The sequence below is a fragment of the Acinetobacter puyangensis genome, from assembly GCF_900096995.1.
GTDB classification, from domain to species: Bacteria; Pseudomonadota; Gammaproteobacteria; order Pseudomonadales; family Moraxellaceae; genus Acinetobacter; species Acinetobacter puyangensis.
The window spans coordinates 438,594-451,663 of sequence record NZ_OANT01000001.1; the positions used below are offsets into that span (position 1 = coordinate 438,594).

Consider the following 13,070-nt stretch of genomic DNA (forward strand, 5'->3'; position numbering starts at 1 on the left):
GTATACTGGCTGTCGAATGAGAAAGAATCGGTGCTTATGCTTTTTTCTCTTCCAGAGAAACTTCAATGCTATCAGCAGTAATATAGCCGACAAATGCTGAATTACCATCATCAAAATTTTCTTTGATTAATGGTGCAAGCGCAGTTTTTACCGCATCAGTTGTGCCAGAAGTAAATTCTCCAGGATGTTGGAAATTACTCATTATATAGGTCCAACCATTGACTGAATCAACAGCATGCAAACCTGTGGATTCTGCACCAGCAGGAGTAGAAAGTAAGCGAGTCAATTCTTTGGTATCAAGATTATATGCCCACAAGAAATTGTTCACGTGGTTACCACTGTCTTCACCAATGAATAATGTACGAAGTGTTTCAGAGAATTTTAAGTTATCAGGACTAGCAATGTTATCAGGATCAGCTGTGTTACCAACACCATTAGGATCTTGAGCAACTTTAATATCTGTACCTACAAGTAAGGTTTCACTTTGAGATGGGGCCCATTCACTATTGATAAGGTTTCCTTCACTATCTTTCAGACCACTTGTTAATTGATGCGCAAGAATACCTCCAGCTTTGATTTGAGGAAACTTGACATTATGTTCAGCAATATAGCCATCTTTTCCTTCCACCATAGAGTCTTGGATATTGGCTAAAGCAGAATAGGCAACTTTATCTTTGATATTAAGGCTAGTTCCTTCCATTTTGGTAAATGCCATACTTGCGCCCTTGTAAGCAGCATAACGGTGCGTTTCAAGAAATGCAGCGGCTTTTTCCATACCTGTTTTAATTTTGACCCAAAGAGACTTTTTAGCTAGAACAATTTTAGTGTAGCTACTGTCATTTGGATCTTCAGTTAAACTTTCCATAATATCAGCTGGTTGAATCCCACCTTTAATGAAGTTCTCAATTTCATCACTGGTTGCATGGCCCAGTTTAATCCACTGAATATTGCCAGCTATTTTATCAGTAAGTTGAGAAGTATATTTCGCAACATATAATGTTCCAGCAGATAAATCTTTTTCTTTATCTGCAACAAACATAAATAAACCACCATTGGTATAGTCATCACCCATAATTGCAGTACGATTATCCGGCATAACCTGAATAAGTTCGCGTGAAATACGACCTAAGCCATAATGTTTTTTAACAGTACCGGTACCATCAGCATTCACTGTGATTTCTGGTAAATGGCCGTAGTTGTAAGCATTTGCTTTGCTTTCATCGTTAAGGTAATACTTGCCAATACCTTTAGGACTTGGACCACCAATACCTTGCTCAAATGCATCAGGTTCATATTCTTCACTTGATAGGTGTGTACCCCAAGGTGAAAGGCTAGCACCACAGGTAATCCATAGGCCATGCGCTGCTGACATATCAATGTTATAATATTGAACTAAATCTAAGTGTCCAGTTTTTGAGTCTTGATCTAAAGTCAAGATGGCAATTGGTGAAGGTAATTCACCATAAGCTTTAGATGTATATTCAAATTGTACAACATGGAATACAGGATTCCCTTTTACACCCAAGGTGGCTTTATCAGCATCAGTTGCATCTTTACCAGTTGCATCTTTAAAGCTAATTAAAGAACTACCATCTGGACAGTCAGAGAACCATTGTTTATTTGTAGTTGGGTCAATAATTGCTTTGCCATTTACATCAAAGTAGCCACCGGCAATGATGGTATCACCGCTGACATTTGTTTGTTTAGGGTGTTTTTTTACGGCAGCACCAGTTTTAAAGAATTCTTTATAGCCCAGTTGATAGTCAGTTTTTGAACCATCATCCCAGTTTACAGAAAGTTTGGATGCAACAGTCGTCGTGGCCATCGCTGCAGCATCTGCCAGTGTAGGTGCATCCATTGCAGTAAATGTTGCACTTTTAAAGTTGACAACTTTAGCAGGAGTGTCGCTGGCATTATCGTCATCATTACAACCACTTAATACAGATGCAGTTGCCATTGCCCCAAGTGGTAAAAATGGTACCCCAGCAAACCATTTTAAAATATCGCGACGTGATGGGTGATTAGCCTGTTCAGTCATTGTTTTTCCTTTAGCATCGATTAAAAATAAAACCTGGTCAGAGTGTAGGTATAATATGTGACATTATTCTTTCGGTTTTATATCAGTTTGATTACAGCAGAATTTTGTGAATATAAAAAAACCTATTATTTAGCATAAATAATAGGCGTTAAATGAATATAATATAGATTCGATAATAATGATATTAACTTCTTTTTTCGATTAACTTGCCTAAAAATAATCCCAGTTCGAATAATAACCACATGGGGATTGCCAGCATAACCATAGACAGGGCATCAGGTGGTGTAACAAACATGGCGACAAAGAAACAGCCCACAATAATAAAACGTCTTTTTTCTGCTAGGCTTTGTGTACTGATAAGACCGGCTAAGATTAAAACTAGGGTAACAATGGGGATTTCAAATGTTAAACCAAATACTAGAAATAGCTTCATACAAAAACTAAGATAACTATTTACATCAGTCATTGGTGCAACTGTTTCAGGTGATACACTAATAAAAAAATGTAAAATTGCTGGTAGGGTAATAAAATATGCAAATGCTACTCCTAGATAAAATAAAAGAATACTGCCAAATAATAATGGAAAGGCCAGTCTTTTTTCTTTTAAATAGAGGGCAGGCTTAATAAATAGCCAGATCTGATAAATAATGAAGGGCATTGCAATAAATAATGCTGCAAATAGATTCAGTTTAAATGGTGCCATAAATGTTGCTGTAACATCAGTCGCAATCATGGTCGATGTGGCAGGAAGCTGAGCCCGTAAAGGTTCGGAAAGTAGCTGGTACGTATGATTTCGAAAGGGTAATAAAATAAAAAACAGCACCAGTAATACGCCAACAATCTTAACCAGATGTTGACGTAATGTGATCAAATGCGTTGTTAGTGGCATTTGATCCAATTCTTCCTGGGATGGTTGTGACGTGGCGATCGGTAATTGGTTCATACGGCAACTTTTAATGTAGTGTGAACAGGATTGATTGCTATCGGCTGAGATAGTTGCGAGAGAACTCGCACATCGAAACTTGCCTGAAACGGTACTTGGTAGAATCCTTCCAGATAATCATAGCGAATAGCTTTTTGTTTTAGTTGCTGTTGCAGAAACTCATTTTGCTGACGTTCCATTGCTGCAAATTTTTCCTGCATTTGTTGTTCCAGTGCTTCAATACGTTTGATTTCATCCTGCATTTGTTCGCGTAATTCGGAAATTTTGAATTCTTTTTCGATATCCTGCTGAACATTGGTAACAAATTTTTTGATACGCACATACCATTTTGCAACTGTTTTAAGTGCAATAGGTAATTTTTCCGGTCCGAGGACGATGAGTGCGATAATCGAGAAAATTAAAATCTCACTCATACCAAGATTTAACATGACATATCCTCAAGCAACATGGATTAAAATTCGTTTAGCTTTTTAATTGGCTTTTGCTTTCGGTGCCCGCAGTTTCAGATGTGTTTGCATGTTCGATTAGTTTTGGATCTGTTTCATCTTCACGTACAGTTTTTTTAAAGTCCTTGATAGCACCGCCGACATCTTTACCCAGATTTTTAAGTTTGGAGGTACCAAATAATAACAACACAACGATGGCAAAAATGAGGACATGCCAAATTGATAAACCGGCCATAATACGACTCCCAAAATACATCAAAATAGATAGAGGGTATTGCAACAAGTTAAAATGACAAAAGTGTGACATAAATATTGCAATTTAAAGACATGACTTGGGCAAAGACAGGATTTTCGCTACAATGTAACGCTCCATCTTAGATGACAATCAGGTTTGAACATGAGTTTGATGCTCCCCGCAGTATCTTTTATGGTCGGGTTGGCATGTGCAGATCAGTCACCACAATTAAAACAAATCTTTGCACGATTATTGTCTCAGCTTTTCATTCCGATTGTGATTATTTATAACATGGTGTTTTATCAGGCGGGCAGCATCTATTTGATGTTATTTAGCCTGTTTAGTTCAATCATGCTGTATGTGGTGTATCGCTTATTTAGTCAAAATAAAATTCAGGCATTATGTGTGTCGTATCCCAATCTGGCATGGCTGGGCTTTCCTGTTGCGCTGGCAATTTTTGGTGAAAGTGTCAGTGCAAGTATGGTCGCTTTATACATTGGCGGCTCTTTGTTTGGTAACGTGATTGCTGTTGCAGCACTTAGTCCGAAACTGAATTCCTGGCAATTTTTTCTCAAACGAGTTTTTTTGTCACCGCCTGTCATGGCATTGATCATTGCCGCAGTCTTACGCCTGCTGGGTGCGCATCATCTTACCACACATGTGTTGATTGACTGGATCTATGAACTGACCAAATGGCTAATGACCTTTAGTGGTATGTTTGTACTGGGCATGTGGTTACGTCATGTGAAATTACAATGCTCTGATCTACTGCAAAGTCTACAATTATCAGTATTTCGTATTGTGCTGGGTAGCGTGCTTTGTGCATTGATATGGTTATTTTTGCCGAAAATGCAGCAACAGATCGGCATGATGCTATTACTGTTTTTTCTGCCCCCTGCGGCAAATATTGTCTCTTTGGAAACCTTTTATTCTGGGACGGGAAAATCGGCGCAATATATTGCCTCCGGTACCATCATCAGTTGTATTTTATTATTCGGGTTTTATCTGGTAGTACATTTTATCTTCAATCCTTAAAAAACGACTATAGTTTCAAAAACAGAGCAGTGAAAACTGCTCTGAAATCCAAAATTATAAGTAGCTTTTTAATTTTTGAATGGCTTGACCACGATGGCTGATTTTATTTTTCTCTGCTTTTGGCATTTCTGCACTAGAGCAATTAAGTTCGGGTAGCCAGAACAATGGATCATAACCAAAACCATGTTCACCACGGGCCTGTTCCAGAATTTCACCTTGCCAGATGCCTTGCGCTATGATCGGTAAAGGATCATCTGCATGACGTACCAAGGCCAGTACACACACAAACATGCCTTCAATTACTTTTCCTTCTTGGCGAAAAGGACGTAATTCTTGCAATAATTTTTCATTATTGGCTTGATCATCGCCATGTTCTCCGGCATAACGGGCAGAATAAATCCCGGGCGCACCATTTAAAATTGGCACAACAAGGCCGGAATCATCTGCAATCGCAGGTTTACCTGATAAACGTGCGGCATGGCGAGCTTTGATAATGGCATTTTCAATAAAACTCAGCCCATCTTCAATGGCATCTGCAATATCAAGCTGGCCTTGTGCAATGATTTTGGTATCTAAATTGAGTTCGGAAAACAGGAGTTCGAATTCGGCAATTTTGCCTTTATTATTACTTGCCAGCACCAATTCTGAGCCAAGCCAAGACGATGGAGAAGATACCGAATTTGCCATGTGTTTTCCCGCTGTAATAAAAACAGCAAATAGTAAAACTGTTTTGCGGGTAGAAGTAAAGAAATTACAAAGAATAACAATGTTAATGTCATGATTTTTATTACAGAAAAACTCGGCGAAATGTTTTGAAACATAGCGATGCCCGAACTGACTTTACAGCGTCTATGTTTTAGCTAGTCTAGAGAATACCGCCTATGGAAATAAAGACAACAGGAAGTTGTTTGAGCGGTATATTTAATGAATTTGGACTACTGCTAAAAGAGGTAATGCAACCATGTCTCTTAACCCGAAAAAAGCTGTCAAGCATTCTGCATTTCATCGTATTGAACTATTGGCAAGCCGCGCGTGTGGCTGCTTTAAATGTCTACACATTTTTAGCCCAGATCATATTAAAGAGTGGGCAGATAATGGTAAAACTGCCATTTGTCCCTATTGTAAAACCAATACCGTGATTGGGGACGCTTCCAAATATCCGATAAATAATGACTTCCTTAGCACCATGCAAAAGGCACTTGCCAATTAATAGATGTTATTGATGCAGGCTTAGCATAAAATGTCGAGATGACATTCATATGACAGATCGAGATGGTTAAGCCTGCATCGCTTATATCTTTAATTATCATGAGACTTGTGATGATTTTGACTGCAAGTGTTTTCTATACTTAGTAAGTTACTCGACGGGCGAGTATTCTTATTTGACAAATTGATATTGTTCTTTGTAGCGATACCTTTGTAAAAGGCTGGATAATTTAATGTAGATGCTTTATATCCAAGCGAAAGCGTTTTAATCTAATCACATTGTGTTTTAACCATTCTTTTAAGAGATTCCAATGTAAGCCATAACAACGATAACAATATTAGTCACTACTTTGCAATTCTGCTAGAATTGCGCCAATTTTCAAATTACATATGCCAAAATTAGGCATTAGCACTGCGTTTTGCAGTAGGTAAACTTCATGACATCTCTTAATGAGCTAAAAGCACAAGTTGCACAGCGTCGCACATTTGCGATCATTTCCCACCCCGATGCCGGTAAAACCACCATGACAGAAAAACTGCTGTTATGGGGTAAGGCAATTCAGGTGGCTGGTATGGTCAAAAGCCGAAAATCAGATCGTGCGGCCACATCAGACTGGATGGAAATGGAAAAAGAACGTGGTATCTCGATTACCACATCGGTAATGCAGTTTCCGTATAAAGATCATACCATTAACTTACTGGATACACCGGGACATGAAGATTTCTCGGAGGATACCTATCGTACCTTAACGGCGGTGGATTCTGCCTTGATGGTGATTGATGGTGCAAAAGGGGTCGAAGAACGGACCATCAAGCTGATGGAAGTCTGTCGTATGCGTGATACGCCGATCATTTCTTTTGTCAATAAAATGGACCGTGAAATTCGTGAACCGTTAGAACTGCTTGATGAAATTGAAAATGTGCTAAAAATCCGTTGTGTTCCAATTACCTGGCCGTTGGGTATGGGTCGCGATTTTGCCGGTGTTTATCATATTATCGAAAATAAACTTTATATTTATAAGCCAGGTTTTGGTTCGACCATTACCGATATTGAAATCCGTGATGGTTATGATTATCCGGATATTCGTGAAAAAGTCGGTGATCTGGCTTTTGCGGCATTTGAAGAGTCGCTGGAACTGGTACAAATGGCGAATGAACCCTTGGATCGTGAGTTGTTTTTACAAGGTAAACAAACCCCGGTTTTATTTGGTACTGCACTAGGTAACTTTGCGGTAGATCATGTGCTGGATGCTTTTTTGCAATGGGCACCTGAACCTAAAGCACATCCGACGCAAGAACGTATAGTGGAGGCGACCGAAGAAACCTTTACCGGGTTTGTATTTAAAATTCAGGCCAATATGGATCCGAAACATCGTGACCGTATCGCTTTTATGCGGGTGTGTTCCGGGAAATATGAAAAAGGTTTGAAAATGAACCATGTTCGTATTGGCAAAGACGTGCGTATTTCTGATGCGTTGACATTCTTAGCGGGTGAACGTGAGCATTTGGAAGAAGCATGGCCGGGTGATATTATTGGTTTACACAATCATGGCACGATTCAGATTGGTGATACCTTTACCAGTGGTGAAAATCTGCATTTTACCGGGATTCCACACTTTGCGCCGGAAATGTTCCGTCGTGTGCGCTTACGTGATCCTTTGAAATCAAAACAGTTGCAAAAGGGCTTAAAAGAGCTTTCTGAAGAAGGGGCAACGCAGGTCTTTATGCCGCAAAACAGTAATGATCTGATTGTTGGTGCCGTTGGTGTATTGCAGTTTGATGTGGTGGCTTATCGTCTGAAAGAAGAGTACAAGGTGGACTGTGTTTATGAACCAGTGAGCATCAATACTGTGCGTTGGATTCATTGTGATGATGAGAAAAAGCTTAATGACTTTAAGAAAAAAGCACATGACCAATTGTCTCTCGATGGTGGTGGACATCTGACCTATCTTGCGCCAAGTCGTGTCAATCTACAGTTGATGCAGGAGCGCTGGCCGGAAATCACCTTTAGTGCGACACGAGAGCACTAAGTTAAAATATTGGGTCAAAATATTGAGATTATAATGAGGGCTGTTTTTATCAATAGATAGAAACAGCCTGTTTTTAATAGAGCAGGGGCAAACAGAATGGGCAAGACAAAACTAGCACTGTTCATCGTATTGTTAAGTTGTGTGGCATGTTCTAAAACACCAGATGTAAAAGATTTGGATCAGCAAAAATTGCAGCAACAACAAGCACAGCAGGGCTATCCGATTTTGATTGCCAGTCCTGAAATTGCTGATTATGCCTTGCCCTTTTGTGAAAAAAAGTATTGTATAGAGGTGGAGATCTTTGATTTTAACAGTCAGGATCAATGGTTTAATCAATTTACCGATCAGCAAATTGCCGATTTAATCCGGCAAAAACTGGCCTTAAAACAAAAAATGAGCTTGCAGGCAGCAGTTGATCAATTTGTAATCCTGTCGGATGAATGGCAGGCACAAACTGAAAATCAATCTAAAAAAGCATGGAGTCTGTATATCAAACCTCGGGTTGCAACGCAGCAGGGTGAAATTGCTTTATTACAGATCAATGCAGAATATGATGTTGGTGAGGAGAAAGTTCCGGCTCAGGATTATTACTTTGTCGTAGATCGCAAAAAACAGCAGATGATTCGTCTATATGACATCATTGCTCCTAAATATCGTGCTGCCCTGACAGATGTTATTCAACAGCATTATCAGGATTGGCAGCAGCAATGGTCGGTACAACAACAGCAAGCATTCACGGGAAAACAACCAGAAAAATTATACTGGGCCAATCAGGACTGGTTTTTTGATGATCAGGGCATTGCGATTTATTATCGGGGAACGGATTTAAGCACAAAGACAACAAAAAATTTGGTGATTTATTTGACGCCGGAACAAACCAGACAATGGGTGTTGGCAGATTATTTACAGCAATTTCATTTACTTTGATGATACAAGATATTTCTTATCAATTCGAATAAAAACAATCTTTAACGAAGCAAAGAATGAATCAGTGCTAATCTATGCACATGCATTCATGCTATAAAGTTTTTAGGTTAAATCTATATGAAAACAAGATATAGTCATTCGGTAAAACATCAGATCGGCTTACTCATGCTTGGTGCCACAATCGTATTTACGCTGGCTGGTTGTGAGAAAAAACCAGAACCCAAAGTTGAACAAAACACAGCATTAGAAACTGAACAAAATGAAATAACACCTGTATTACAAGCCAGAGTTGAAAATATTCCAGTCACACTGCCGGAGTGTAATGGTCAGTTGTGCCCAAAAATTGATCTTCAGCATCTCAAAAGTAATTATCCAAAGATTGATCAGGCGGTGGATCAATATCTGTTAAATTATGTCAAGGATCTGGTACAAGGATTTGATATCGACAGTAATGGCAATGCAGATAAAAATACAAACAGCAATACAAAAGCCGAAGAAACAGCTTCGCCCATCGTCAAAATGAGCGAGCAAAAAAATGTGCAAGGCAATCTCGCAAATAAGACCGAGCAAGTCAATCCAGAACCGGATTATCGTGAATTGCAAGGCTATATTAATAAGTTTATTCGATTGGCTGATGAGGTCAAATCATTGGGGTCTTCTGCACAATTAAGTCTTTATGTCAAACCACAAGTCTTAAATCCGAAAGGCCCTGTTACGACAGTGGTGATGAATGCCAGTAATTATGTTGGGGGCGCGCATGGGAGTTCTGCACAGCAATATCTTAACTTTGAATTGGACATTAATTCACTCTTAAGTCTGGATCAAATTATCCAGAGTGGGCAGCGCAAGGCGTTTAATGATTTGGCCTATGCAGCATTTGAGCAATGGATTAAAGAAACGCAACCCGATATGGATTCAAAAACCTATCAACAATTGTGGAAATTCACCTTATCAGAAAACTTTTATTTGAGTTCAAACGGCTTAATTTTGCAATATGGTGAATATGATATTGGACCGTATGCGGTTGGCTTGCCTCGTCTGGTGATTCCTTATGAAAAATTACAAGGGATACTCAAATCACAATATTTACCTGTCGTCGTGAATACTGCGGTAAATGCTGCCAAAGATAAGACAGCGCAATCGTCTACCGCACAGGACACGACTAAAACCACGGAAAAATAATGTCATGATCAGCTTATTTGATACGCATACCCATTTTGATGTTGAAGATTTTGATCATGATCGACAGCAACTGGCAGAGCAAGCGTATCAAGTCGGTGTAAAAGCTTTGATCTTGATTGGTTTTTTACAATCCCGTTTTGCCGATTTGCTGGCAACGGATCAATTTTTAAAATCTTTAAAAGATGTGCCGCAAAGTTATCTTGCACCAGGTTTGCATCCTTTTTATATTGAACAACATAGCACACAGCATTTACTGGATTTGGAACAATTTTTAAAACAGCATCCCTGTGTTGCCATTGGTGAAATCGGTATGGATAGTTTTATTAAGGCGCATAAAACGACGGAAATCCGTGCCTTGCAGGCGGATTATTTTTCAGAACAACTGTTTTTTGCCCAGCAGTTTGATAAACCAGTGCTGTTACATATCCGTAAGTCACATGGTGAAACCTTACAGCTTTTAAAACAGCATAAATTTAAAAATGGCGGCATTGCCCATGCATTTAGTGGCGGAGTAGAAGAAGCCAAAGCGTTTATTAAACTGGGTTTTAAAATTGGCGTGACAGGGCAGATTACCAATCCTAATGCCAAACGCTTACATGAGGTGGTAAAAAGTGTTTCTGTCGATGATCTGGTATTGGAAACAGATTGTCCTGATATGACGCCCTTATGCTGTCAGGTCTCGAGTGAAGCCAGAACACGTAATACCCCAGTGAATTTACCTTATGTACTTGATGGTCTAAGTGTGGCCTTAAATATCAATAAGGAAATATTGGCAGAAAAATTATGGCAGAATAGTGTGCAGTGTTTGGATTTAAAATATTAATAGCAATATTCCCTTAAAATTCTGATCTAACCATAAAAATAATATAATATTGGTTTGAGCAACAGCCTTATCAATAGCATAGATCGGGATAAAAAATGTATATTCCAAAAGAATTTAAAGAAATAAGAACGGATGAAATCAATAGAATCATACAGACTTTTCCTTTGGCATGTATTGTTGCAAATACTGAGCAAGGATTGATTGCTGTACATATTCCTTTAATTGTCAAAGACAATGGAATACTGCTTGGACACATGGCGTTAGAAAACGACATGGTGGATTTACTTGTCGATGGTCAGGACGTATTGTGTATTTTTAAAGGCGATGATGCATATATTTCGGCAAATTATTATCCAAGTAAATTTGAAGATCATAAAAAAGTACCGACATGGAATTATCAGGTCGTTCATGTATATGGCAAGATCACCTTTCATCATGATCATAAATCTAAATTGGCAGCTCTCGGGCAATTGACCAAAGCGCAGGAGTTAAAAACCAATGGCGATGCTGCATGGAAACTGTCGGATGCACCCAAAGATTATCTTTATGAAATGATGGAACATCTGATTGCTTTTGAAATTAAAATTACTCAAGTTCTGGCAAAATCCAAGTTGAGTCAGAATCGGGACAAAAAAGATTTTGTAAATGTCATGAAAGAATTAAAAGCACATGGGCATACTGCCTTGGCAGAAAGTATGTTGCAGTGGGATAAAGCAAGAAAAAGCGAATGAAATTTAATCCGACCTTCTTGTAGAATGGTCAGATTAAATGTAAGCAGATAGATTATGTTTTATCCGCTAAAGTGATTCTTAACCGATTTAATGCGCCCATTAATGAGATACTGGCCGTCAATTCTACAATTTCTCGGTCATTAAAATAATCGCGCAACTGGGTTTTGAGCGTATCGATTCTTTCAGATAAAGTGATAACTGCCTCGGCCCATTCTAAAACGATAGATTGTTGTGGTGTAAATGCGCTGGAATGTTTATATCCTGGGATTTTATCAATAAGTTCCTGAGTAATTCCCATTTCGCGTAACTCTTGTGCGTGAAAAGCACAGCAATAAGCACATCCATTGACTTGTGAAACATATAATTCGACCAATGCGATAAGTTTTGTATCTATGCCCGAGGAACGGATTGAGGTATGGGCAAGATAAAGATGACCAATCGTTTTTTTGGCAATGTCTTTATATTCCATCATTTTATTCCAAATTAAAGATAGAGAAATGATTATAGGATTTTGGTATAGATTGTAAATTAGGCACTAATATGTTATCTAAGTACTTTTTTTATACTTAAGATTTTTATGAAAAATACGATTTCTGGTTGTTCCGTTGAGGAAGCAATGACCATGCTGGGCGGGCGTTGGCGGATGCTTATTATGTCTTTCTTATTAGACCAGCCAATGAGATTTAATGAATTAAGGCGGGCCATCCCAAATATATCTCAGAGAATGCTGACCTTGGAATTACGAGTATTAGAAGCAGAGGGCTTTGTATCAAGAAAAGTGTATGCAGAAGTTCCTGTAAAAGTTGAATATTCTTTGACCTTAGATGGAAAAAAATTAGAACCGCTTATTGCAGTGTTAAAAGAAACCGGAATATGGTTGAAATCAAGGAAATTGGGCTCAGAATAATGGAAAGTCTATACAGCTTACTTTTATTAAAATCTAAAGAGACTTCTTATTTTGGTTTAAAAATTAGGATTATAAAATGATTACACCACCTATCTTTGAATTTTCCTTACAACCCCACATTCTTTTGTTTAACAACAAGCAAGGTGCTAATCTAGAAATTCCTTGTGGATATGTAGATATTCAGGCAAAAAGCATTTATAGCGATGATATTGATGAAGCAGGTATAGAACGTCTGATTTTGCAGATTGAAGATATTATAGAATCAAATAAGCAATTAAGGTTGATCAAAGATAGTGTCATCACACATGATCAATTATTAATGCAGGTTAGTGCTATTTTCTTTAATGCCAAACAAAATATCAGCATAACTGAAATGGAACATGGCTTTAATAATTTTATTGACCATTTGTCACATTACAACTACGTCATTACGCGGGATAAAATCAACATTGTCACCTATTTTGTTTTTGTGCGGGAATTGATGCATCACCTCCAGATTCAAAATATAGGTTTTATGCAGAAATAACGTGTTAGGGTTTTAGTTTGGCCTGACTTATGATTTATAAT

15 protein-coding genes are annotated in these 13,070 nt (G+C 38.4%); 9 read left to right on the forward strand and 6 right to left on the reverse strand.

Annotated features, from left to right (window positions below):
* Nucleotides 1–34: 34 nt before the first annotated feature.
* The 4 genes from CRO21_RS02055 to CRO21_RS02070 all read right to left on the reverse strand — a co-directional run bounded on the left by CRO21_RS02055 (nucleotide 35) and on the right by CRO21_RS02070 (nucleotide 3,662).
* Nucleotides 35–2,038, reverse strand: a complete 2,004-nt coding sequence (locus tag CRO21_RS02055; protein WP_097077675.1) for a PhoX family protein — start codon at nucleotides 2,036–2,038, stop codon at nucleotides 35–37.
* A gap of 184 nt (nucleotides 2,039–2,222) precedes the next feature.
* Nucleotides 2,223–2,981, reverse strand: coding sequence for a twin-arginine translocase subunit TatC (tatC, locus tag CRO21_RS02060; RefSeq protein ID WP_097077676.1), 759 nt, complete (start codon nucleotides 2,979–2,981; stop codon nucleotides 2,223–2,225).
* The gene (gene tatB / locus CRO21_RS02065; RefSeq protein ID WP_097077677.1) at nucleotides 2,978–3,409 is read right to left on the reverse strand and encodes a Sec-independent protein translocase protein TatB; all 432 of its coding nucleotides are present in this window, start codon (nucleotides 3,407–3,409) and stop codon (nucleotides 2,978–2,980) included. Before tatB ends, tatC begins: the two co-directional genes overlap by 4 nt.
* 34 nt (nucleotides 3,410–3,443) lie before the next feature.
* Nucleotides 3,444–3,662: a Sec-independent protein translocase subunit TatA gene (locus CRO21_RS02070; RefSeq protein ID WP_097077678.1), complete on the reverse strand. Its 219-nt coding sequence runs from the start codon at nucleotides 3,660–3,662 to the stop codon at nucleotides 3,444–3,446.
* A gap of 162 nt (nucleotides 3,663–3,824) precedes the next feature.
* Between CRO21_RS02070 and CRO21_RS02075 the strand changes: the two genes are divergently transcribed.
* Entirely contained in the window at nucleotides 3,825–4,697 is an 873-nt protein-coding gene (locus CRO21_RS02075) for an AEC family transporter (RefSeq protein WP_097077679.1), read from the forward strand.
* Nucleotides 4,698–4,751: 54 nt separating this feature from the next.
* Here the strand turns inward: CRO21_RS02075 and rdgB are convergent, their stop codons facing one another.
* Nucleotides 4,752–5,384 carry an RdgB/HAM1 family non-canonical purine NTP pyrophosphatase gene (gene rdgB, locus CRO21_RS02080; RefSeq protein WP_097077680.1) on the reverse strand — a complete coding sequence of 211 codons (633 nt, stop codon included), beginning with the start codon at nucleotides 5,382–5,384 and terminating at the stop codon, nucleotides 4,752–4,754.
* A 274-nt stretch (nucleotides 5,385–5,658) separates the two neighbouring features.
* Between rdgB and CRO21_RS02085 the strand changes: the two genes are divergently transcribed.
* The 6 genes from CRO21_RS02085 (at nucleotide 5,659) to CRO21_RS02110 (ending at nucleotide 11,596) form a co-directional block, all read left to right on the forward strand.
* Nucleotides 5,659–5,907 carry a cytoplasmic protein gene (locus tag CRO21_RS02085; RefSeq protein WP_097077681.1) on the forward strand — a complete coding sequence of 83 codons (249 nt, stop codon included), beginning with the start codon at nucleotides 5,659–5,661 and terminating at the stop codon, nucleotides 5,905–5,907.
* A 433-nt stretch (nucleotides 5,908–6,340) separates the two neighbouring features.
* Nucleotides 6,341–7,933 (forward strand): peptide chain release factor 3, encoded by a 1,593-nt coding sequence (locus CRO21_RS02090; protein WP_097077682.1) that lies wholly within the window; start codon nucleotides 6,341–6,343, stop codon nucleotides 7,931–7,933.
* A gap of 96 nt (nucleotides 7,934–8,029) precedes the next feature.
* The gene (locus tag CRO21_RS02095; RefSeq protein ID WP_097077683.1) at nucleotides 8,030–8,860 is read left to right on the forward strand and encodes a hypothetical protein; all 831 of its coding nucleotides are present in this window, start codon (nucleotides 8,030–8,032) and stop codon (nucleotides 8,858–8,860) included.
* Nucleotides 8,861–8,977: 117 nt separating this feature from the next.
* Complete coding sequence (locus CRO21_RS02100) at nucleotides 8,978–10,042, forward strand: RsiV family protein (RefSeq protein WP_097077684.1); 1,065 nt, start codon at nucleotides 8,978–8,980, stop codon at nucleotides 10,040–10,042.
* Between the two features lie 4 nt (nucleotides 10,043–10,046).
* Nucleotides 10,047–10,865, forward strand: a complete 819-nt coding sequence (locus CRO21_RS02105) for a TatD family hydrolase (protein WP_097077685.1) — start codon at nucleotides 10,047–10,049, stop codon at nucleotides 10,863–10,865.
* 95 nt (nucleotides 10,866–10,960) lie between these two features.
* A complete protein-coding gene (locus CRO21_RS02110; protein WP_097077686.1) occupies nucleotides 10,961–11,596 on the forward strand; it encodes an FMN-binding negative transcriptional regulator in 636 nt (211 codons plus the stop codon).
* A 52-nt stretch (nucleotides 11,597–11,648) separates the two neighbouring features.
* Here the strand turns inward: CRO21_RS02110 and CRO21_RS02115 are convergent, their stop codons facing one another.
* Nucleotides 11,649–12,065 (reverse strand): carboxymuconolactone decarboxylase family protein, encoded by a 417-nt coding sequence (locus tag CRO21_RS02115; RefSeq protein WP_097077687.1) that lies wholly within the window; start codon nucleotides 12,063–12,065, stop codon nucleotides 11,649–11,651.
* A gap of 108 nt (nucleotides 12,066–12,173) precedes the next feature.
* On the opposite strand from CRO21_RS02115, the gene CRO21_RS02120 reads away from it, so the two are divergent.
* Nucleotides 12,174–12,503, forward strand: coding sequence for a winged helix-turn-helix transcriptional regulator (locus tag CRO21_RS02120; protein WP_097077688.1), 330 nt, complete (start codon nucleotides 12,174–12,176; stop codon nucleotides 12,501–12,503).
* Nucleotides 12,504–12,579: 76 nt separating this feature from the next.
* Nucleotides 12,580–13,029, forward strand: coding sequence for a hypothetical protein (locus tag CRO21_RS02125; RefSeq protein ID WP_097077689.1), 450 nt, complete (start codon nucleotides 12,580–12,582; stop codon nucleotides 13,027–13,029).
* The last annotated feature ends 41 nt before the right edge of the window (nucleotides 13,030–13,070 follow it).